Source organism: Streptomyces sp. NPDC058239, assembly GCF_042882185.1.
Classification (GTDB): Bacteria; Actinomycetota; Actinomycetes; order Streptomycetales; family Streptomycetaceae; genus Streptomyces.
This window is the reverse complement of sequence record NZ_JBHVWS010000039.1, coordinates 26,661-43,569: the sequence shown is the minus strand read 5'-3', so window position 1 is coordinate 43,569 and position 16,909 is coordinate 26,661. Positions and strand designations below refer to the sequence as shown.

The window sequence follows — 16,909 nt, the reverse complement described above, 5'->3', positions numbered from 1 at the left end:
CACCGTTGATCACTTACCACTTACGGTTCAACTCACGACCAACTCGTGCCAGACTGGGGCGTCCGGAATCACCCGGAGTAACAGCCTCCGGCCTCCGGCGCGCGCCCGGCTCACAAACAGTCACGCAACGCGCCCCCAGGCCGGACTACGGGACGGGGACACGCAATGGGCACGGGAGCCGACAACACCACCGCACAGCGACTCCGCCTCCTGCAGCAGGAATTCGTCCAGCCCGCCCGATCCGGACCCGGCGACGGGCGATCATCACGCCCAACCCACGCACCCGCCCCCGTGGACCTCGGCGTCCTCGACCGCATCCGCGCCGCCGTGCACGAGGTTGAGCACCACACCCGCACCGCCGCCCCCGACGCCGGCCCGTTCACTGGCCCCGCCGAGCGGGTCTACGACTACTGCCGCCAGCACACCGCCCACCTCGAAGCCGAGCAGCAGAACGCCCGCGAGGCGATCATCTACCGGCAGGGCCTCGAGCACGCCATCGCCGCGGGCGACACCAGCGTCGTGCGCAAGCACCCATGCCCCCAGTGCGGATGCGTGGGCATGTACTGGCAGGACAAGACCAGGCGGGCGCTGTGCGTGAACCACTACTGCACCGACAACGACGGCGTCAGCAACACCTGGGAGCTGAAGCGGCTGGCCCAGGAGTACATCGCCCGGAAAAGCGCGGTAGCGCGCCGTGCAACCTGACCGACCCCTCGACGGTCTACCTGCCGACACCACAACTTCATCACGTAAAACCCTCAAGCGGATTCCTTGAATCCACCCCCTGTATCGGCCGCCGGAGCTGCGAACGACGGCCAAGCCGACACCGGGAGCACCCTGTGGCCATACAAACGATCGTCCCGTACTCGGTTGCCAGCGACATGCTGACCCTGGAGGAGATCAGGGACCAGCTGAAGGACACCGGCTACCCGGTCACCACCGACGACATCAAGCGGTGGATACAAGAGCAGGACCTGTACGTCGAGAAGTACCGACGCAAGGTCTACGTCTCGTACAGCGACATCCTGATGGCCCATAAGGAGTTCGTGCTCGACGCGGCCTGACCGGCCGGCCACCACCTGATCGCCCCTCACCCCCGGGCCTCCAGCCCGGCGGCGGGGGGCTTTCTCATGCCCTCACGTATTCCTATTGTGTTGACCATGGGAATGCGGGTAGTCTTACGGAGACGACAACGAGACGCACACAGCGTCCCGGAGTACCCCATCCATGGAGGCCCACGATGGCCAACGCCGTGATGACGCACGCCCCGACACAGCCCACCACCGTCGACTACACGGCCCTCCCCACCCACGTGCAGGACCGCTTCGACACCCTCATGGGCCAGGCCGACAACGCCACCAACAACGACGACTACCGCCTCCTCATGGTCGTCGCCGCAACCCTCGTCGGCATCCGCTTCCCCGACGGGGGCGAGATCGCCAAGTGCTCCTGCCCCAACTGCTGGGACTGCGGCCGCATCTTCGACGCGAACCACCCCGACGCCCACCCCTTCGGCGAATCGGATGGCTACAACCTCGGCCGCATCCAGTGCGAGACCTGCGCCGACCGTCACTGCGCCACCGACGAGCAGTAACCCCCAGCTCCCCGGCCCCGAGTCGAGCACCACACCCGAAGGGGTGCGCAGTAGCTCCCGGGGCCGGGTGCCCGCCTTCCACACCACGCCCGGAACGGGATACCGCCATGAACCTGACCCTGCCCCGCACCAGCACCGGCACCATCCTCCGCACCGCCGCCCACGTCCTGAACTACTACGGCCTCCACACCGGCAAGCAGTTCGCCAGCGCCGATGGCCGCCTCGACATCTGCGCCGCAGTGTTCCGTGCCGCCACCGGCAAGACCCCGAACTGCTTCCTCACCGACGAGGACGCCGCCCTTCTTCAGATCCAGGTGTGCGAGCCCGCCATGGACGCCATCCGCATGCTGTCCGCCGTCCTCCCGACGCTGCCGCCCACCGACCTCAACACCGGCGCCGACGACCACATCGAGCACGTCTGCCACTGGGCCATGACGCCCGTATGGACCGGCAACGCCGACGATCAGCCGCCGAGCATGCCGGAGGTCATCGGTGCCGTTCTCCGCGCCGCCCAGGCTGCCGACGCCCTCACCGACTTCCCGCACCAGAACGCCGCCTGACGCCCGTCCGCCGCACTACCGCCCAGAACGGACCCACGCCATGACCACCATGACCCTCGCCCCCGCCATCACCGGCGGCCACGACCCCGCGTTCTACGCCGGCCGCGCCGACGCCTACGACGACCACCGCGCCGGAACCGGCCTCGCCACCCTCATCGTCCGCCTCGGTTACCTCATCGACGACCACCCCGTCGCCCAGTACGCCGCCGGGTACGCCGCCCGCGTCTGGGAGATCGACCGGGAGCAGCGCGCCGTAACGGTCGCCGAGCTCGAGCTGGCCCACAGCGTTCTGGGCGGTGCCGCATGAGCGCCCGCGAGGACCTGATCGGTTACGCGCTGGTTGCCCTGCCGAATGAGCCCGCCTTCGAGAAGTGCGAGCAGCTGGCAGACGCCTACCGCGCTGAGATCCTGCACGAGGCTGCACGTCTCTTGGAGGCCGCCGGGTACAGCGACGACGCCGTGAACTGGCTCGACACGTACGCGGACTGGGACCCGGCCGGACTGAACGAGCTGTTCGAGCGCCTTGGCGCCCCGGTTATGGCCGACGCCCCGGTTGCCGACCAGCAGGACGCGGACACTCTCCCGGCCTGGCTCCACTGGCGCTTCGGGAAGCACGGCCAGCGCTGGGAGACCCTCACCGACGACGACAGGTCGCACTGGGAACACCAGGCCCGAGCCGTCCGCCGGGCTGTAGCGCGCGGCGGATTCAAGCGCCCCGATGCGGCTGACAAGGCAGGCACCGCCACTCCGTGACCTGGCCCACCGCACCCGAACTCATCGCGCTCGTGCTGGGAGCCGTCGCCATCGCCATGATCTGCGCCTCCCAGCACGGCATCGGCACCACCAACCCGCAAGACCCGCCGGACCCGGACGGAGACAAACCGTGAGCAGGAAGTCCAGCACCAAGCCGCACCCCACACGGTCCGCACCGAAGAAGACCCCGATCACCGCGGTTCGCGCGGTCCTCCCCGTCCGGCCCCACACCGACCCCGAGTTCATCACCGAAGCCCAGATCACCGCCGCCTACCAGGCCCGCCTCGCCGACCTCCCCCTCATCCCCATAACCGCCTGGACGCCGCAGCCCGACGGCAGCGTCCGCGCCCACTTCCCCTCCGGCGCCACCCTCACCCACACACCCGACACCACCGGCTTCGACGCCCTCACCCCCTGCCCCCAGGGCGCCATACACCACCACCACATCACCACCGGCCAGGAACTCCGCCACGCTGCCGCGGCCACCGCCCACTGCACCCAGCTCCACGGCCGGCCCCGCACCCTCACCCTCGCGCAAGCCGCCGCCACCACCGCCGACACCCAAGCCCTCACCCGCGATGCCATCGACACCGGCCTCGCCAACCGCACCGCCGACAACGAGAAGCCGAAGGGACACCCGCAGTCATGACTCAGCAGCCGTACACCGAAGCCGACCTCCGCGCCGAAGCCGCCCGCCAGCACGCCGATCTCGCCAAGAACTCCGACGAGGGGTGCGTGGGCGACGGCATGGAGCGCGGCCGGGTGCCGTCCGTAGAGACCGAGAAGGACGGGAGCGCCCGCACCTGGGCCGAACTTCTTGACCCGGAAGGCGATGACACCGACGAGTTCCGTGCCGCGCAGCAGGAGATCCACGCCCTGATCACCAGCGCCGCCGACGTGTCCACGTGGGCCATCCAGCTCGGCGCAGCAGGACTCACCCCGCACCCCGCGATGGGCTGGTACTGCACCACCAGCGGATGGGACACCGCCGTGCAGATCGCCACCCACCCGGACCTTCGCCCTGACCTGGTGGCGGAGATCCAGACAGCGGTACGAGCCGCCGTCGACAACGTGATGGCGAGTACCGGCTGCACGGTTACCCACGCCGAGGAGCCGACCCGGTGAGCACGCCCCACGACCAGACGTACATCGAAGGCCTCGTCACCGACCTCGTCGTCCGCACCGACGCCAACGCCCTCGTGCTCGCCGAGAGCGGCGACAACCAGCTCGGCTACCCCTACCCCGGACACCCCGGATACCGGAACTGGGACGGAAACCTCATCAGCGTCGGCCACCACGACAAGAACACCTTCGCGCTTGAAGTCGACGCCATCCTCCCCGCCCACATGTCCGTCGAAATCGTCGACCACTGGCACGCCCGACTTGACGACCAAGGCACCTGGGTTCGCTGCCCCGCAAACGCCGACGGAGCCATCCCCATCACCGTCGCCCTCGCCCGCATCCACCACCGGGACGAACCGCGGTGACCGAGTACGAGATCGCCTGCCTCGGCAAAACCCGGTTCACCACCCGCCGGTTCGCCAAGAGAGCCGCCAACCGCATACGCCGCACCGGCGGTCCCGCCTTCCGCACCTACCACTGCAACTACGCAGACCACTGGCATCTAGGCCACCGACCAGGCCACGCCACCTACCTCCGCGACACCCCACACGGCCCCACACCCATCCAGGAGTACGCCGCATGAACGCCGACCACGCTCTCCAGCTCATCTCCCACAAGCTCCGCGACCTCGCCACCAACGCCGCACACGAAGACCGCACCCGCTGGGAGACCGGACACACCCTCGGCAGCAAGAGCCCCGTCGTTGTCGACGACCACGAGAAGCCCACAGTCCTCATCGAGACGTGGGCCAAGCACCGCGAACAGGTCGATGCCTACCTGACCGCGTTCGCCTCCCCCGTTGTGGGTCTTGCCGTCGCCGAATGGCTCGGCTGCCTCTCCGCGCTGGAGCCCTCCGAGTACGTGACCAACGATGGAACGTGCGGCTGGTGCAACACCAACCACGCCCACGCCATCGCTCAGGCCATCGCGGGGGGCATCAAGTGACCACCGCACCCGACACGGCTCGGCAGCACCGCCTGACCGTCGTCGTCCATGGCCGGCCAGCTCCTCAAGGGAGCAAGAGGTATGCCGGGCACCGCCTGAACGCCGCCTCCGGCCGGGTGTCCGCCGTCCTCGTCGAACAGTCCAAGCGCGTCAAGCCCTGGCGAGCCCTCGTCACCGCCGCCACCACCCTTGCCATGCGGGACATCGCCCACGCCACCGCGCTGGACGGTCCCCTCGAAGCCGAGATCGTGTTCACCGTCCTCAAGCCCGCCAGCGCCCCCAAGCGGAAGCGGACGTGGCCCATCACCCGCCACTCCGGCGACGTCGACAAGCTGATCCGTTCGACTTTTGACGGTGTTGCGGACGCCCAGGCCGTCGTCGACGACTCCCGCATCATCCGCGTCACCGCCACCAAGACCTTCCCCGGCGAACACCCCGACGCCCTCAACCACCCCGGCGCCGTCATCCGCCTCTACACCCTCGGAGACCCGTCATGACCACATGGCTGGCCTACGCGGCATTCCTCATCTACCTCGCAGGCATCGGGGCACTGGCCCAACTACTCGGCCACTTCTGGGACGAACTCCGAGCAGAAGACCCCCGCCTCGACCTCATGGCCACCACGCAGCCCGCACTCGCCCCCCTGCTCATGACCCTGGTCATCATCGCCTGGCCGGTCACAATCCCCATCGCCATCGTCGACAACACCAACTCCGGAGACCTGTCATGACCGCCACCGCCATCGAATCCGCCGCCCTAGGAGTAATGCCGCGCAACGCCACCACCGACCTGTCGTGGCGCCACGAGTCCGCGTGCCAGTGGATCGACCCCGAACTGTTCTTCCCTGCTGGGTTCGGCGACGAGGCCCGGCGGAGCATCCAGCAGGCCAAGAAGATCTGCGCGGTCTGCCCCGTCCGGCAGGAGTGCCTCGACTGGGCGGTCGATACCCGGCAGTCCTTCGGGGTGTGGGGTGGTTTGGCGGAGGACGAGCGGCAGGACTTGTACGAGGCGTCTTTTCACTGGCAGTTCGACCGGTGTATTGCACGGCAGGAGCTGATAGAGCAGCGGGTCGCGGATCGGGTGACGCAGGTTGCGATTGCTGCGGAGCTTGGTGTGAGCCGCCGTACGGTCCGGAAGGCCCTGGATTATTTCCGGTTTGAGCGTGACGCTTTGGACGCGGCCTCCGAGGAGGTGGCGGCATGAGCACCCTGACCGCCGAGCAGCGGGGCGACCTTGCCGAGGACATGCTGCCTGTTGCCGCACACCTGGCCGTCCTCGTCCACGGGGATGGTGGTCCGGAGGATGTGCAGGAAGTCCTCGAGAGTCTGGATGAGGCGCAGCGCAGCGCCCTCATCGTGGTCCTGGCCGGCCTGGTTGACCCTGACCAGCCGATGGGGAAGGCGCTGGGCTGGCTGGACTTCAACGAGGACGGCGCTCTGACAGTCCCGCACTGGGGTGAGTACCGGCCGGTCCGTGACCTGGCGGCGGTGCCCGATCCCGACTGCGGCAGTGAGTACGTCGACCCTGTTGCTGTGCAGCGTTTCGTGGACGGGTTTCCGGTGGACGTTTCGGACGCCGAGTTGCTGGTTGCGCTGGAGAAGTGCGCGGACCGCGGTATGTCACTGCGTCAGGTTGACCAGCTGCGCCGTCTCCCGAAGGGGACCACGGAGAACGCGGTGAACCGGTTGCGGAAGGCGTACACGCGGGCTGGCCGGGAGCTTCCCCCGGTGTTGCGGAGAGGTGAGAAGCACGCCGATCTCACCAATGCTCAGGTCGTCGAGATTCGTGAGAAGTACGCGGCGGGTGGGGTGACGGACCTGGAGTTGTCGATGCAGTACGGCCGGTCCCGGAGGACGATCACGTCTCTGCTGTCCGGGGCGAGTTACCGGGATGCAGGTGGCCCGATCCGGGCGAAACGTGGGAGCAAGCCGTCGCCGAAGCAGCGTGTGGGATTCGCGGGCGGTACGCCCGCTACTAACGATTCGATCAGCATGGGAGAAGCAGCATGAGCAGCAACATCACCCTGACAGGCCGGCTCACCGCAGTGCCGGAACTTCGTTTCAGCGCCCAGGGGACAGCGGTAGTGGCGTTCACGATCGTCACGTCTCGGAGGGTGAAGGACCAGCAGACCAGCGAGTGGTCGGACGCTGACGTCACGTACTGGGACTGCAAGGCATTCAAGCAGCTCGCCCAGAACATCGCGGACTCCCTGGATAAGGGGATGGAGGTGGTGGCGACGGGGCGTGTGGTGCAGGAGTCGTGGGAGGACAAGCAGACCGGGCAGAAGAGGTCGAAGATGGCGGTTCGTATCGATGCCATAGGGCCGAGCCTTTCGCGGGCAACGGCGAAGGTGACGAAGGCGTCGGGTGGTCAGGGGCAGCAGGCGTACCAGCAGGCGCGGCATACCCAGGGTCAGGCGTCGGCGGAGGATCCGTGGGCGCAGGGGGCGCCGGGTACGGGCCGGCCGACTGGTGGCGGTGGTTGGGGGCAGGGGAGCGGCGCGGACGAGCCCCCGCCGGTTTGACAGAAGGCGCGTGGCTGAGGGTCCGGTTCCCGGTTCGGGGGCCGGGCCCTTTGTCGTGCCCGGGTGCATCCACTCTCGTCATTCCTATTGTGTTCACCATGTGAATGTGGGTAGTCTTATGGGGCCGACAACGACCCGCACATCGCGGGCCGAAGCGAAAGAGGGAACGCCAATGCAGAACGCCGCAGCCAACCGCCCGGCTCCTCCGATCCCCTTCCCTGGAGCCGCATGGGAGAGGACGCGGAACCTCAAGCCAGGCACGCGAATCCGCATTGGCTTCAGCTACTCGTGCACGGTCGTCAGCACTGGTCCTGACAATGCCAACCCCGGGAAGCAGCTCCTGGCGATCAGGCCCACCCGTCCAGGCAAGGGCCGCCCGGGCGTTCTGTCTTTCGCCAAGGGCGCCGATGACTGGGTTTGCGTCGAAACCGAGGTCGGCTGATGCCCGAACTGCGACTCATCGACCCTGACGGCTACACCGTCCCTGACACCGTGACGACCGTGTCCGACGGAGCCGCGGACGAGATCCGGCAGCACCTCCTCACCGAGGTCGCCCCCGCGCACGCCGCCCAGTGGGCCGACTTCGGCTACAAGGCCCGCAACTACCGCGTCGCCTGACCATCCCTTGCCTGACAGACACCGCCCCATCCGAAGGACAAGCCGTGGACCACACGCAGGTAGTCAAAGCCCTCTACGCCACCGCCACCCTCATCGAGGACGACGAAGCACGCACCGCAGCCGCCTACGGCGCGCCGACCGGTGTGCCGGTATCGATGGCCGACCGCCTCATCGGTATCGCGTGCACGGGTCCGGCCGAGGAGTGGCGCACCGAGTGGATTCGTCTCGCCAGCACGGAGGGCGTACCTGCGGCAACGGCATGGGGTGAGCGGCAGCAAGAGCTGAAGCGCCACGTCTTCGACCTGATGTTCCCCCACGGCCTGCACAGCCCCGCCCTGGGCGCTGGAGAGGTCCGGGCTATCGCCGACCAGATCCAGGCCGCCGACCCCAGCGACGACTCCACCCGCTGACCCTGCACCAAACCAGTCACGCCAAGGAGGACTGATGGACGGAGACGCTGCCCGCCAGAAAGCCGAAGCAGCTCAGAAGCGCGCTGACGAACTCGCCGCCAAGGCCGACCGGGCGTCCCAGTCCGCGTCCGGCATGTACGGCCGGTTCGCCGGCGGTCAGCCGCTCCTCGTCGGCCACCACTCCTACCGGTCCGCGCTCCGCGACCGGAAGCGTGCTGACGCCGCTTCCGACCGCGCCCTCGACGCGTACAAGGCCGCCCAAGCCGCACAGTGCAAAGCCGAATGGGCCAAAGCGAACGCTGACGCCGCAGCCGAGATCACTGCCATCACCAGCACACGGGCCCGGCCGTGGCAGCCCAGCGACTTCCAGCCCGGCGACATCGTTACCGTCCGCGTCTTCGAGACCAGCACCAGCACCTACCGGGTGAAGCGGGTCAACAAGAAGACGCTCACCCTCGACGGCGGTGGCGGCGGTTGGGACGACCCGAAGCGCGAGTACGACCGGGTGCTGTTCCGCACCCGAGACGGAATCACCATCACCAACCCTGACCAGGAGAGCCAGTGACCAACATCCAGAACCCCACGAACATGACCGACTACGACTGGCTGGAGTTCGTCGGCTTCGTCTGGAAGGTCGAGAACGAGGGGTACTCGTACGCCTCCAAGAACTACGCCCCCAAGTTCGAGACCTCGGACCTCGCGGGCAGCAGCAAGGGCCGCGGCCTGAAGGCCCTGTACAAGGCTCACGTCGCGGACGTCGAGACGTGGTCCGAAACGGTCGGATACAAGGCCGTCGACCGAATCTGGTCCGCGCACCTGCGGGAGGAGAAGGAGCGCAGCGAGGCGCACCTGCTGTGGGCCGTCCACCCCGGTGGTGACTGGAACTACGCCGCCTACTCGCACGCCTTCGCGACCCGAGAGGACGCGGAGAAGTGGATTTCGGGTCGAGCCGAGCTGGCTGAGAAGCACGGTTGGAAGCCGTGGGCTGGGCGCCTCCTGCACCGCGAGACCGCGGGCGGCGAGTGGGCTGAAGCGTCCCTGACGTCCTGACCACCGAGCCGCCGCCCCTCGCCCTGAGGGTGCGGCAAACCCGGCCGGCACACCACCGGCCGAAGAACCACCGGCCCGACGCCCACACCCCCGGCGAGCGCGGGCCGGTGACCCCACCCCAGAGACCTGACGGGAGAACCCCATGGCCGACCACACCGCCACCGCCGAGCTGAAACGCCTCCTCGCCCGCCGCAACGCCCGCAACGCCGGATGGACGGCCTTCGAGAAGTCGGTCCGCCGAAACGCCCTCCGCATGGCCCGCAGCCAGAACCGGGGGCTGTGATGAAGGTTCGCGCCGACATCGCCGGCCTCATCCGTGAGGGCCACACCAACGAATCCATTGCTCACCGCCTCGGCTGCGACCGCTCCACCGTGGCCTACACCCGGCAGGCACTGCGCCTCCCGCCCGCCGACCACCTTGGCCGCCTGTACGCGGAAGCCGTGCCCACCGGCCGGGTCCGTGACTACCAGCCGCCGCAGGGCCGTATGCCGCTGTCACCGGCGCGGCAGGCCGCGAACCGGGCCACGCTCCTCGCAGCGCTGCGGGGTGATGCCGCATGAAGCAGATCGCCCACCACACCTGGCTGACCGTCCGCGGCCCCATCCTCGCCCTGCTGGGCCTGGCCGCCGCCTACGCCCTGTCGCACGTGCTGGACGGGTTCGGATGGCAGGCCGGCCTCGGCCTGGTTGCGTTCCTCACGACTGTGCTGCTCGTCGGCGCCCTCGGGTTCCGCATGCACCCCGAAGACGCCGTCGAAGAAGCCGCCACCGCCATCCGCGACACGGCCGCCCTCGCTATCGGGCTGGTGCTGCTCACCGCCACGCTCCTCACCGCCCTCACCGGCGTCCACACCTCATCCACCACGTGACCAACCATCTGGAGCCTTTGATGGAGCCGTACTTCACCGCCGAAGGCGTCACGCTTCACCTCGGCGACTGCCGTGACGTTCTCGCTACCCTGCCCGACGCCTCGGTCGACGCGGTTGTCACCGACCCGCCCTACGAGCTCGGCTTCATGGGCAAGGCCTGGGACTCCACGGGCATCGCCTACAACGCCGACGTCTGGCGGCAGTGCTGGCGTGTCCTGAAGCCGGGCGGGCACCTCCTCGCGTTCGGCGCCGCCCGCACCTACCACCGGATGACTGTTGCCATCGAGGACGCCGGGTTCGAGATTCGCGACAGCCTGCACTGGATCTACGGCAGCGGATTCCCCAAGGGCCAGGACATTGCCAAGTCGATCGACAAGCGGCGTGACGACCGGGAGCAGGTGCTGCAGGTCACCGCATGGCTCGCAGCTGCCCGTGATGCAGCCGGATGGACAAACCGGGAGATCGACGCCCTGTGGGGTTACAGCGGGATGGCCGGCCTTTGGACCACCCAGGGCAAAGCGGCGATCGTTCCACAGCCCGAGCAGTGGGACCGGCTCCGCAATGAACTGGGCTTCGACGACACCCAGATACTGCCCATCGTCGCAGAGCTGAATGGCCGTAAGGGAACCACAGCTGAGGCTTGGGGCCTGCGCGAGGTGATCGGTACCCGCAACGCGCCCGAGCGCAAGAGTGATCACCTGTACGGCAACTTCAGCGGCGACGACCGGGTCACAGCCCCCGCCTCCGAGGCCGCCCGCCAGTGGCAGGGCTGGAACACAGCGCTGAAGCCCGCTCACGAGCCGATCGTGATGGCCCGAAAGTCCACTGGGTACGACTCAACGGTCGCCAACGTGCTGCGCCACGGCACGGGCGCCCTCAACATCGACGCCTGCCGCACCGAGGCAGGGCAGGACTACCGCGACAAGTGCGCGTCAGTCGTCGGCATCGGCAGCCCCCGGAACGGGGCGACGCTGGGCGAGTGGACCGGCGTCCGTGAGGACTCGGCGCACGCCGCCGGCCGCTGGCCCACGAACATCCTCCTCGGGCACGGGGCCGGCTGCGAGGCCGCCTGCAGCCCGGGTTGCCCCGTCACCGAACTCGGCAAAGAGGCGCGCTTCTTCCCCGCTTTCCGGTACGAGGCGAAAGCCCCAGCATCCGAACGACCGCGGCTCGAAGACGGCACCGCGCACACCACAGTCAAGCCCCTGGCTCTGATGCAGTGGCTGGCCCGCCTCGTCACCCCGCCCGGCGGAACCGTCCTGGACCCGTTCGCTGGCTCCGGTACCACTCTTGCCGCGGCCCTCCGCGAGGACATGCACGCCATTGGCGTCGAGCAGCACGAGCCCTATGCCCGCCTGTGCGTGCAGCGGCTGAGTGAGCCGTGCTCAGTCAGCCTGTTCTCCGACATCGCCTGAAAGGGCCAGTCATGACTGCCCGTATCCCATCCCCGAACTCTTGCCGTCACTGCGGTCTCGACGAGCGCGAGCACATGCAGCGATGGAAGCCGACGGCCGGCTGGCACACGTGGACCCCGCCCACCCAAGACCAGACCCTCGCCCGCATGCGCGCCCGCCGCGCCGCCCCGAAGGAGAACTGACCATGCTTGAGCTCGCCGATGCCCTCATCGAGACGAAGTTGTCCGCTGTCCGGTCCTGGTACCTGGCGGTTCGGGACCGGTACCCGTCCGCTCTGGTTCCGGACTGGCGGGTCGGTGACGCGGAGGACGGGGCGCCGCTCCTGACCGTCCAGGTGATCGGCGAGCACGCCCAGGAGGCGCTGCACCACTTCGCGTCCGCCTACCCCCTCGTCCTCGGACGCAGCGGTGACCTGCGGCCGGTGTTCGAGTACCGGCCCGGTCGTGTCGTGTGCGTGTGGCGGACGAACGGGGTGTGGATCGAGATGTGGCACCACGACCTGCCCGCCGTACCCGCACCGACCCCGGCACTGATGCCGCCGCGCCGGCAGTCGTCCCCGTCCGGCCGGCTCCCGCTCAGCCGCCGCCGCACCATCCGCCGCCAGCACGCCACGAAGGAGAACTGACCATGACCGACACCGTCGACACGACCGAGGAAGTCCAGACGCCGGAGCAGCTGCTCGTCGATCTGTCCGAGCTGCACATGCGCACCCACGTCTCTCCGCTCCCCAAGCACCCGGCTGCCATGGGATGGCAGATGACCACCGGGGCTGTGGCCGCCGGGTTCGCCCGCACCCTGCACGCCCTGATGGAAGTGGCACCGGACAGGGCTGCTGAGATCGCCGAGTGGTACCAGGGCCCGTTCGGGGACGGCCCGGACCCGGAGGAGCACACGGACTGGACGGCGCAGCACGTCGCGAAGAGCTGGGACGTGATGGAGCAGTGGGTTCAGGAGGCCAAGCAGCTTGCCGTGCAGGCGAAAGAGGCCACTGAGCGCCACGAGAGGGAGCTGCAGGCATGAGCGCGTGGTCTGCTGGAACGCGTATCGCAGCCATTCGGAACGCTACAGAGACCACTGTGTTCCTGTTTGGGCGTGGCGTGTACGCCGGCGACTTTTCCCGCCCCGGGGCGGGGAACTGGTCGGACGACACGGTGCGGATGGCCCGCCGTGTGGTCGAGGAGTCCCTGAACGAGAACGTCGATGGGCTGCGCGAGGCTGATGACGCGTGGATGGTCCGGAACCTCGACGAGGCGGTGGGGCAGGGCAAGCAGACCCGGGAGGAAGCCGATCAGAACCTGGCCGAGTACCGGCGCCTTCGCGCCGAGCGGGAGACCAAGCGGGCCGCCATGACGGTGGATGAGCAGGTCGCTGAGCTGCTCACGGGTATGGATCTCAACCCGCGCCTGGACCTGGATGGTGGCGGCACGGTGTGGGGCTGCGAGTGCTGGTGGATGCCCGAGGCCGAGTTCGACAAGCGGTACAGCAAGCACACGGTTGTCGTGGTTCCCGAGCCCGCACGGAGCACGGCATGACCGCTCCCGCGCAGGTGGGCCCGTCGCCGGTCGGTGGCGGGCCCGCGGTCTCTGCGGACCGCGAAGAGTTCCTCGCCGACGTCGGCGACCGCATACGAGCCGAACGTCATGCCCGCGGCTGGACACAAGACCAGCTCGGGCGGCGCAGCGGTCTGTCCCGGAAGGCCATAGAGCACATGGAGCACGGGAGGACGAGCATGCCTCTGCTCGGCCTTGCAGATGTCTGCCGCGGTCTGGGCGTGACGTTGAGCGCCCTGCTGTCCGAGTCATGGGAGATGCCGACCGCAGCGAACCGGGAGCGGGGGCTGACGCCGCGGCAGGCCCACATTCTTCGGGTGGCGGCGTCGACTGGGCTGCCACTGTCCCAGGTCGCGGCCCGGGTGGGGACGACCCGGCAGGTGGTGGCGGCCCGGTTGTCGGAGTCGTACCGGCTGCTGGGGGTTGCGCATCTTCCGCAGAGGGAGCGCCGGGCGGCTGCGGTGCGGGTTGCCGAGGACCGCGGGCTGTTCAACGACCGTCATGAAGTCGACGCAGCGTGACCACATTGGGTGCTGAGTCTCTCCTCAGCCGGGGTGGAGACCCGTACCCGCCAGTACAACCCGCTTGTTCGTAACCCACCGTCACACCACCGCCCTGGGAGGGCACATGTTCCGTCGAGAGTTCAGTCTCGCCATGTTCTTCATCTGGTTCCTGACTGGCGCCCTGTTCGCTGGCATCTGGTACCTGACCACCGGGCAGTGGCCGCCGTTGTGGGCGCGTCTCGCGGGCGTGGCGGTCCTGTTCCCGGTGCTGATGCCGTTCGAGGCGGCCCTGGCCCGGCTGAGCGCCCGCCAGCAGCGCCGCCGCGGGGCAACGCTTCGCCGGGAGGCCCGATGACGTCCCGGAACTCGGCGGCGGCGCATGCTGCTGCTCTGCGTGCGGGTGCCCGGCGTGGCCTGTGGCGGCGCCTTTTGGCCCTCCTGGGCGTCCGTACGGCCGGTGTCCGGCGGGCGGACTCTCAGGCGGCCCGGTGGCAGCATGGCGCCGCGGGGGAGGAGACCACAGCCCGAATGCTGACCGCCCTCGAGGCCCGCGGCTGGGTAATACGGCACGACCTCCGATTACGCGGACGCCGCTTCAACCTGGACCACGTCCTCGTCTCTCCGTGCGGTACGGCGGTCGTCGTCCTGGACACGAAGAACTGGCACCGCGGCCGGCCCACAGCCTTGGTCAATGGCCGGGTGTGCTGCGGCGCGGAGGACCGTCACGGCGAGGTGGGGAAGGTTGCCGGGTACGCGCGGCTGGTCGAGGCGGCGCTGGGTATGGCGGGGGTGTCGGTGTTGCCGCTCCTCGTCGTGCACGGCTCCGCGGTGGCCGGCGGTTATCTCGAGGCCCGGGTCCAGGGCTGGGATGGTCCGGTGTACGTGCTGGGCCCGGATCGGCTGCTCCCGACACTGGCTGGCGCGCCGAAGGCGACGGATCTGCGCCGTGCGGCCGCGGTGGCGGGGAGGGTGGATTCGGTGCTTTTGCCGTACACGGAGCCCGGCTGAGCCGTACGGTGGCGGTGCTGATCAGCGGGCGGTCCGTCATTCCTGGGGGGGATGACGGACCGATTTCGTGTGTCAGCGTGCTGTACGTCATGGGTGGCTTTGGGGTGGTGGCCCCGCTGACGGGGGCGACAGCGGGGCCGGGTCCAGTGTGGCAGGGGTGGGCGGTTCTGGGCGGGGTTTCGGGGGTGGGTGACCTGTTTTGGTGTGGTTCGGTGCGCCCATTCGCATCCGATATTCGAACAGACGTAGCATTGGCGCGTGCCCAAGAACAGCTCCGCTTTCGATTTCCCGCAGGACCTTCTCGACGCCCAGATCGCTCTCCATGAGACGCGCGCCGCGTACGAGGAGTACGCCAAGACGCTGCCGTGGTCGGCCGAGCCAATGCCTGGGTGGGAGAGCGACAAGCAGCTCCACAGCAACTACATCTCCTCGAAGCCGGACAGTCCCGGGTACACCGAGGATCAGCACGCCAAGGTCGCCCGCTTCCGGGCTCGGTTGCTCGAGCTGTCCATCACCGTGTCCACGCATCCCTTCTGGGACTCCGTCGATGTCGGCGACTGTGTCGATGCCCGCATGGCGCTGAAGCACGCCCGTGAGCCGGCCGACAGCCCGGCAGGCTGAGTGTCGTGTCCGACCCCGGTGGGATGACTCCACTCGACAAGAACCGTGCCCTCGCCGAGTGGCTGGAGTATCAGCTGCGACAGGTACGGAGCCGGATACGGGAGCTGGAAGTTCAGGAGCTGCAGGACAAACGGCGGGCCGAGCAGGCGCGGGCGGGACAGCGGTGGAAGATCCAGCCGCAAAGGTCGAACGTGGCGGCGCTGCTGCACCGCGGGGACTGCTCCCTGTACTCGAGCGAGATGGGCTTCCTCGATCGAGAGGAAGCGATCATCGCCTTGGCGGAGCCGGACATCGAACCGTGCCAGATCTGCAAGCCCGAGACGGGTCTGACCTAAGCGCTCTTCGGCTTCCGGGCGCCGGTCTTCTTCGCCGCAGTCTCGCTCGTTGACGACGTCTTCTTGGCTGCGGTCTTTCTGGTCGTGGTCTTCTTCGCGGTTGTTTTCTTGCTGGGCTTCATCTCATGGATGGTGGCGTGCTCGCCTTCGCCGCGGGATTCCTTGGCCTTCTTCACTGAGGCGTTCAGGGCGGCCATCAGGTCGATGACACCGCCGGGTGCGCCTTCCCCTTCTTCGGCTGGCTCGGGTGGGGCCTTGCCCTCAGCCTTCGCGGCGATGAGCTCCTCCAGCGCTTCGCGGTAGTGGTCGCGGTAGCTACTGATGTCGTCGGTGGTCATGGAGTCAATCAGCTTCATGGCCTCGGCGAGCTCGTCCTGGTCCAGGTCGACCGGCTTCGGGGTGAGCTCGTCAGGGGAGCGCAGCTCGTCGGGCCACTTCATTGAGTGGAGGACGAGGGCGTCGTGGCGGATGCTGAGCAGTCCGAGACGCTCGCGGTTGTGCCATGCGAACTTTGCGATGGCCACCTTCGAATTCCGCTCCAGCGCGCGGCGCAGGAGCACGTAGGGCTTGGCAGCCACAGCGCCATCCGCGGACAGGTAGTAGCTGTCGGCGATGCGGACAGGGTCGATCGATTCGCGGTCGACGAACGCGACGATCTCGATCGCCTTCGCGGTGGGCAGGGGCATCTGGTCGAGCTCTTCGTCCGTGACCGGGATGACCTGGTCCTTGGTGAGCTCGTATCCCTTGCCGATCTCCTCTTGCCCGAGCGTCTCGCCGTCGAGCTCGCAGACCTTCCGGGTGCGGATCCGCCCCATGTCCCCCAGGTGGTACTGGTGGAAGCTGATCGATCGGTTCTCGGTGGCAGCCGAGACGCGAATAGGGATCGTGACCAGCCCGAACGAGATTGCCCCGCTCCAGATCGTCGACGGCATGCCTACCTCCTGGGACCGTCAGTGTCGGGCCGCCGCCCGCACTCCGATCCTCACGCCGGACCGGGACCTGCGCACCTGGGCCAGCCGGATGCGCCCGCCG

35 protein-coding genes are annotated in these 16,909 nt (G+C 68.4%); 34 read left to right on the top strand and 1 reads right to left on the bottom strand.

What is annotated here, in order from left to right; all coding sequences use genetic code 11:
• The first annotated feature begins 165 nt into the window (after positions 1-165).
• The 34 genes from ACFVYE_RS32285 to ACFVYE_RS32120 all read left to right on the top strand — a co-directional run bounded on the left by ACFVYE_RS32285 (position 166) and on the right by ACFVYE_RS32120 (position 15,877).
• Positions 166-705, top strand: coding sequence for a hypothetical protein (locus ACFVYE_RS32285; RefSeq protein WP_389607911.1), 540 nt, complete (start codon positions 166-168; stop codon positions 703-705).
• 134 nt (positions 706-839) lie between these two features.
• On the top strand, positions 840-1,064 hold the full coding sequence (locus ACFVYE_RS32280) for a hypothetical protein (protein ID WP_389607910.1): 225 nt from the start codon (positions 840-842) through the stop codon (positions 1,062-1,064).
• 176 nt (positions 1,065-1,240) lie between these two features.
• Complete coding sequence (locus tag ACFVYE_RS32275; RefSeq protein WP_389607909.1) at positions 1,241-1,594, top strand: hypothetical protein; 354 nt, start codon at positions 1,241-1,243, stop codon at positions 1,592-1,594.
• A gap of 107 nt (positions 1,595-1,701) precedes the next feature.
• Positions 1,702-2,154, top strand: coding sequence for a hypothetical protein (locus tag ACFVYE_RS32270; RefSeq protein WP_389607908.1), 453 nt, complete (start codon positions 1,702-1,704; stop codon positions 2,152-2,154).
• Between the two features lie 40 nt (positions 2,155-2,194).
• Entirely contained in the window at positions 2,195-2,461 is a 267-nt protein-coding gene (locus ACFVYE_RS32265; RefSeq protein WP_389607907.1) for a hypothetical protein, read from the top strand.
• The gene (locus tag ACFVYE_RS32260) at positions 2,458-2,907 is read left to right on the top strand and encodes a hypothetical protein (protein ID WP_389607906.1); all 450 of its coding nucleotides are present in this window, start codon (positions 2,458-2,460) and stop codon (positions 2,905-2,907) included. The genes ACFVYE_RS32265 and ACFVYE_RS32260 overlap by 4 nt, the downstream gene beginning before the upstream one ends.
• Positions 2,904-3,041, top strand: a complete 138-nt coding sequence (locus ACFVYE_RS32255) for a hypothetical protein (protein ID WP_389607905.1) — start codon at positions 2,904-2,906, stop codon at positions 3,039-3,041. The genes ACFVYE_RS32260 and ACFVYE_RS32255 overlap by 4 nt, the downstream gene beginning before the upstream one ends.
• Positions 3,038-3,556 carry a hypothetical protein gene (locus ACFVYE_RS32250; RefSeq protein ID WP_389607904.1) on the top strand — a complete coding sequence of 173 codons (519 nt, stop codon included), beginning with the start codon at positions 3,038-3,040 and terminating at the stop codon, positions 3,554-3,556. The genes ACFVYE_RS32255 and ACFVYE_RS32250 overlap by 4 nt, the downstream gene beginning before the upstream one ends.
• Positions 3,553-4,032: a hypothetical protein gene (locus tag ACFVYE_RS32245; protein WP_389607903.1), complete on the top strand. Its 480-nt coding sequence runs from the start codon at positions 3,553-3,555 to the stop codon at positions 4,030-4,032. The genes ACFVYE_RS32250 and ACFVYE_RS32245 overlap by 4 nt, the downstream gene beginning before the upstream one ends.
• Complete coding sequence (locus ACFVYE_RS32240; RefSeq protein ID WP_389607902.1) at positions 4,029-4,394, top strand: hypothetical protein; 366 nt, start codon at positions 4,029-4,031, stop codon at positions 4,392-4,394. Before ACFVYE_RS32245 ends, ACFVYE_RS32240 begins: the two co-directional genes overlap by 4 nt.
• A complete protein-coding gene (locus tag ACFVYE_RS32235; RefSeq protein ID WP_389607901.1) occupies positions 4,391-4,612 on the top strand; it encodes a hypothetical protein in 222 nt (73 codons plus the stop codon). Before ACFVYE_RS32240 ends, ACFVYE_RS32235 begins: the two co-directional genes overlap by 4 nt.
• Positions 4,609-4,974: a hypothetical protein gene (locus tag ACFVYE_RS32230; RefSeq protein WP_389607900.1), complete on the top strand. Its 366-nt coding sequence runs from the start codon at positions 4,609-4,611 to the stop codon at positions 4,972-4,974. The genes ACFVYE_RS32235 and ACFVYE_RS32230 overlap by 4 nt, the downstream gene beginning before the upstream one ends.
• Positions 4,971-5,471 carry a RusA family crossover junction endodeoxyribonuclease gene (locus ACFVYE_RS32225; RefSeq protein ID WP_389607899.1) on the top strand — a complete coding sequence of 167 codons (501 nt, stop codon included), beginning with the start codon at positions 4,971-4,973 and terminating at the stop codon, positions 5,469-5,471. The genes ACFVYE_RS32230 and ACFVYE_RS32225 overlap by 4 nt, the downstream gene beginning before the upstream one ends.
• A complete protein-coding gene (locus ACFVYE_RS32220) occupies positions 5,468-5,704 on the top strand; it encodes a hypothetical protein (RefSeq protein ID WP_389607898.1) in 237 nt (78 codons plus the stop codon). The genes ACFVYE_RS32225 and ACFVYE_RS32220 overlap by 4 nt, the downstream gene beginning before the upstream one ends.
• Positions 5,701-6,177 (top strand): WhiB family transcriptional regulator, encoded by a 477-nt coding sequence (locus ACFVYE_RS32215; RefSeq protein ID WP_389607897.1) that lies wholly within the window; start codon positions 5,701-5,703, stop codon positions 6,175-6,177. Before ACFVYE_RS32220 ends, ACFVYE_RS32215 begins: the two co-directional genes overlap by 4 nt.
• Positions 6,174-6,983 carry a hypothetical protein gene (locus ACFVYE_RS32210; RefSeq protein WP_389607896.1) on the top strand — a complete coding sequence of 270 codons (810 nt, stop codon included), beginning with the start codon at positions 6,174-6,176 and terminating at the stop codon, positions 6,981-6,983. The genes ACFVYE_RS32215 and ACFVYE_RS32210 overlap by 4 nt, the downstream gene beginning before the upstream one ends.
• Positions 6,980-7,498 carry a single-stranded DNA-binding protein gene (gene ssb / locus ACFVYE_RS32205; protein ID WP_389607895.1) on the top strand — a complete coding sequence of 173 codons (519 nt, stop codon included), beginning with the start codon at positions 6,980-6,982 and terminating at the stop codon, positions 7,496-7,498. Before ACFVYE_RS32210 ends, ssb begins: the two co-directional genes overlap by 4 nt.
• A gap of 441 nt (positions 7,499-7,939) precedes the next feature.
• A complete protein-coding gene (locus tag ACFVYE_RS32200; RefSeq protein ID WP_389607894.1) occupies positions 7,940-8,116 on the top strand; it encodes a hypothetical protein in 177 nt (58 codons plus the stop codon).
• 44 nt (positions 8,117-8,160) lie between these two features.
• Complete coding sequence (locus tag ACFVYE_RS32195) at positions 8,161-8,526, top strand: hypothetical protein (RefSeq protein ID WP_389607893.1); 366 nt, start codon at positions 8,161-8,163, stop codon at positions 8,524-8,526.
• A gap of 34 nt (positions 8,527-8,560) precedes the next feature.
• Positions 8,561-9,091 carry a DUF3560 domain-containing protein gene (locus tag ACFVYE_RS32190; protein ID WP_389607892.1) on the top strand — a complete coding sequence of 177 codons (531 nt, stop codon included), beginning with the start codon at positions 8,561-8,563 and terminating at the stop codon, positions 9,089-9,091.
• Positions 9,088-9,576 carry a hypothetical protein gene (locus ACFVYE_RS32185; protein ID WP_389607891.1) on the top strand — a complete coding sequence of 163 codons (489 nt, stop codon included), beginning with the start codon at positions 9,088-9,090 and terminating at the stop codon, positions 9,574-9,576. The genes ACFVYE_RS32190 and ACFVYE_RS32185 overlap by 4 nt, the downstream gene beginning before the upstream one ends.
• A gap of 142 nt (positions 9,577-9,718) precedes the next feature.
• Entirely contained in the window at positions 9,719-9,859 is a 141-nt protein-coding gene (locus tag ACFVYE_RS32180) for a hypothetical protein (RefSeq protein ID WP_389607890.1), read from the top strand.
• Positions 9,859-10,137, top strand: a complete 279-nt coding sequence (locus tag ACFVYE_RS32175; protein ID WP_389607889.1) for a helix-turn-helix domain-containing protein — start codon at positions 9,859-9,861, stop codon at positions 10,135-10,137. Before ACFVYE_RS32180 ends, ACFVYE_RS32175 begins: the two co-directional genes overlap by 1 nt.
• Positions 10,134-10,445, top strand: a complete 312-nt coding sequence (locus ACFVYE_RS32170; protein ID WP_389607888.1) for a hypothetical protein — start codon at positions 10,134-10,136, stop codon at positions 10,443-10,445. Before ACFVYE_RS32175 ends, ACFVYE_RS32170 begins: the two co-directional genes overlap by 4 nt.
• On the top strand, positions 10,442-11,860 hold the full coding sequence (locus tag ACFVYE_RS32165; RefSeq protein WP_389607887.1) for a DNA-methyltransferase: 1,419 nt from the start codon (positions 10,442-10,444) through the stop codon (positions 11,858-11,860). The genes ACFVYE_RS32170 and ACFVYE_RS32165 overlap by 4 nt, the downstream gene beginning before the upstream one ends.
• An 11-nt stretch (positions 11,861-11,871) precedes the next feature.
• Positions 11,872-12,042 (top strand): hypothetical protein, encoded by a 171-nt coding sequence (locus ACFVYE_RS32160; protein ID WP_389607886.1) that lies wholly within the window; start codon positions 11,872-11,874, stop codon positions 12,040-12,042.
• 2 nt (positions 12,043-12,044) lie between these two features.
• Complete coding sequence (locus ACFVYE_RS32155) at positions 12,045-12,485, top strand: hypothetical protein (RefSeq protein WP_389607885.1); 441 nt, start codon at positions 12,045-12,047, stop codon at positions 12,483-12,485.
• A gap of 2 nt (positions 12,486-12,487) precedes the next feature.
• Positions 12,488-12,880 (top strand): hypothetical protein, encoded by a 393-nt coding sequence (locus tag ACFVYE_RS32150; RefSeq protein WP_389607884.1) that lies wholly within the window; start codon positions 12,488-12,490, stop codon positions 12,878-12,880.
• Between the two features lie 56 nt (positions 12,881-12,936).
• Entirely contained in the window at positions 12,937-13,392 is a 456-nt protein-coding gene (locus tag ACFVYE_RS32145; protein ID WP_389607883.1) for a hypothetical protein, read from the top strand.
• Positions 13,389-13,931, top strand: a complete 543-nt coding sequence (locus ACFVYE_RS32140) for a helix-turn-helix domain-containing protein (protein ID WP_389607882.1) — start codon at positions 13,389-13,391, stop codon at positions 13,929-13,931. The genes ACFVYE_RS32145 and ACFVYE_RS32140 overlap by 4 nt, the downstream gene beginning before the upstream one ends.
• Before the next feature lie 106 nt (positions 13,932-14,037).
• On the top strand, positions 14,038-14,268 hold the full coding sequence (locus ACFVYE_RS32135; protein ID WP_389607881.1) for a hypothetical protein: 231 nt from the start codon (positions 14,038-14,040) through the stop codon (positions 14,266-14,268).
• Positions 14,265-14,921 (top strand): nuclease-related domain-containing protein, encoded by a 657-nt coding sequence (locus ACFVYE_RS32130; RefSeq protein WP_389607880.1) that lies wholly within the window; start codon positions 14,265-14,267, stop codon positions 14,919-14,921. Before ACFVYE_RS32135 ends, ACFVYE_RS32130 begins: the two co-directional genes overlap by 4 nt.
• 258 nt (positions 14,922-15,179) lie before the next feature.
• Positions 15,180-15,542, top strand: a complete 363-nt coding sequence (locus ACFVYE_RS32125; protein ID WP_389607879.1) for a hypothetical protein — start codon at positions 15,180-15,182, stop codon at positions 15,540-15,542.
• Positions 15,543-15,547: 5 nt separating this feature from the next.
• Positions 15,548-15,877 (top strand): DUF6233 domain-containing protein, encoded by a 330-nt coding sequence (locus ACFVYE_RS32120; RefSeq protein WP_389607878.1) that lies wholly within the window; start codon positions 15,548-15,550, stop codon positions 15,875-15,877.
• On the opposite strand, the gene ACFVYE_RS32115 is transcribed toward ACFVYE_RS32120, so the two are convergent.
• The gene (locus tag ACFVYE_RS32115; protein WP_389607877.1) at positions 15,874-16,809 is read right to left on the bottom strand and encodes a Ku protein; all 936 of its coding nucleotides are present in this window, start codon (positions 16,807-16,809) and stop codon (positions 15,874-15,876) included. The genes ACFVYE_RS32120 and ACFVYE_RS32115 overlap by 4 nt on opposite strands.
• Positions 16,810-16,909 lie beyond the last annotated feature (100 nt).

Excerpts from the sequence above, each read along its gene's own strand:
- ACFVYE_RS32245 (WP_389607903.1), top strand. The coding sequence starts at position 3,553 with ATGACTCAGCAGCCGTACACCGAAGCCGACCTCCGCGCCGAAGCCGCC.
- ACFVYE_RS32230 (WP_389607900.1), top strand. The coding sequence starts at position 4,609 with ATGAACGCCGACCACGCTCTCCAGCTCATCTCCCACAAGCTCCGCGAC.
- ACFVYE_RS32180 (WP_389607890.1), top strand. The coding sequence starts at position 9,719 with ATGGCCGACCACACCGCCACCGCCGAGCTGAAACGCCTCCTCGCCCGC.
- ssb (WP_389607895.1), top strand. The coding sequence starts at position 6,980 with ATGAGCAGCAACATCACCCTGACAGGCCGGCTCACCGCAGTGCCGGAA.
- ACFVYE_RS32160 (WP_389607886.1), top strand. The coding sequence starts at position 11,872 with ATGACTGCCCGTATCCCATCCCCGAACTCTTGCCGTCACTGCGGTCTC.
- ACFVYE_RS32155 (WP_389607885.1), top strand. The coding sequence starts at position 12,045 with ATGCTTGAGCTCGCCGATGCCCTCATCGAGACGAAGTTGTCCGCTGTC.
- ACFVYE_RS32190 (WP_389607892.1), top strand. The coding sequence starts at position 8,561 with ATGGACGGAGACGCTGCCCGCCAGAAAGCCGAAGCAGCTCAGAAGCGC.
- ACFVYE_RS32115 (WP_389607877.1), bottom strand. The coding sequence starts at position 16,809 with ATGCCGTCGACGATCTGGAGCGGGGCAATCTCGTTCGGGCTGGTCACG.
- ACFVYE_RS32135 (WP_389607881.1), top strand. The coding sequence starts at position 14,038 with ATGTTCCGTCGAGAGTTCAGTCTCGCCATGTTCTTCATCTGGTTCCTG.
- ACFVYE_RS32170 (WP_389607888.1), top strand. The coding sequence starts at position 10,134 with ATGAAGCAGATCGCCCACCACACCTGGCTGACCGTCCGCGGCCCCATC.
- ACFVYE_RS32215 (WP_389607897.1), top strand. The coding sequence starts at position 5,701 with ATGACCGCCACCGCCATCGAATCCGCCGCCCTAGGAGTAATGCCGCGC.
- ACFVYE_RS32265 (WP_389607907.1), top strand. The coding sequence starts at position 2,195 with ATGACCACCATGACCCTCGCCCCCGCCATCACCGGCGGCCACGACCCC.
- ACFVYE_RS32270 (WP_389607908.1), top strand. The coding sequence starts at position 1,702 with ATGAACCTGACCCTGCCCCGCACCAGCACCGGCACCATCCTCCGCACC.
- ACFVYE_RS32130 (WP_389607880.1), top strand. The coding sequence starts at position 14,265 with ATGACGTCCCGGAACTCGGCGGCGGCGCATGCTGCTGCTCTGCGTGCG.
- ACFVYE_RS32285 (WP_389607911.1), top strand. The coding sequence starts at position 166 with ATGGGCACGGGAGCCGACAACACCACCGCACAGCGACTCCGCCTCCTG.
- ACFVYE_RS32200 (WP_389607894.1), top strand. The coding sequence starts at position 7,940 with ATGCCCGAACTGCGACTCATCGACCCTGACGGCTACACCGTCCCTGAC.
- ACFVYE_RS32175 (WP_389607889.1), top strand. The coding sequence starts at position 9,859 with ATGAAGGTTCGCGCCGACATCGCCGGCCTCATCCGTGAGGGCCACACC.
- ACFVYE_RS32210 (WP_389607896.1), top strand. The coding sequence starts at position 6,174 with ATGAGCACCCTGACCGCCGAGCAGCGGGGCGACCTTGCCGAGGACATG.
- ACFVYE_RS32150 (WP_389607884.1), top strand. The coding sequence starts at position 12,488 with ATGACCGACACCGTCGACACGACCGAGGAAGTCCAGACGCCGGAGCAG.
- ACFVYE_RS32260 (WP_389607906.1), top strand. The coding sequence starts at position 2,458 with ATGAGCGCCCGCGAGGACCTGATCGGTTACGCGCTGGTTGCCCTGCCG.
- ACFVYE_RS32275 (WP_389607909.1), top strand. The coding sequence starts at position 1,241 with ATGGCCAACGCCGTGATGACGCACGCCCCGACACAGCCCACCACCGTC.
- ACFVYE_RS32140 (WP_389607882.1), top strand. The coding sequence starts at position 13,389 with ATGACCGCTCCCGCGCAGGTGGGCCCGTCGCCGGTCGGTGGCGGGCCC.
- ACFVYE_RS32220 (WP_389607898.1), top strand. The coding sequence starts at position 5,468 with ATGACCACATGGCTGGCCTACGCGGCATTCCTCATCTACCTCGCAGGC.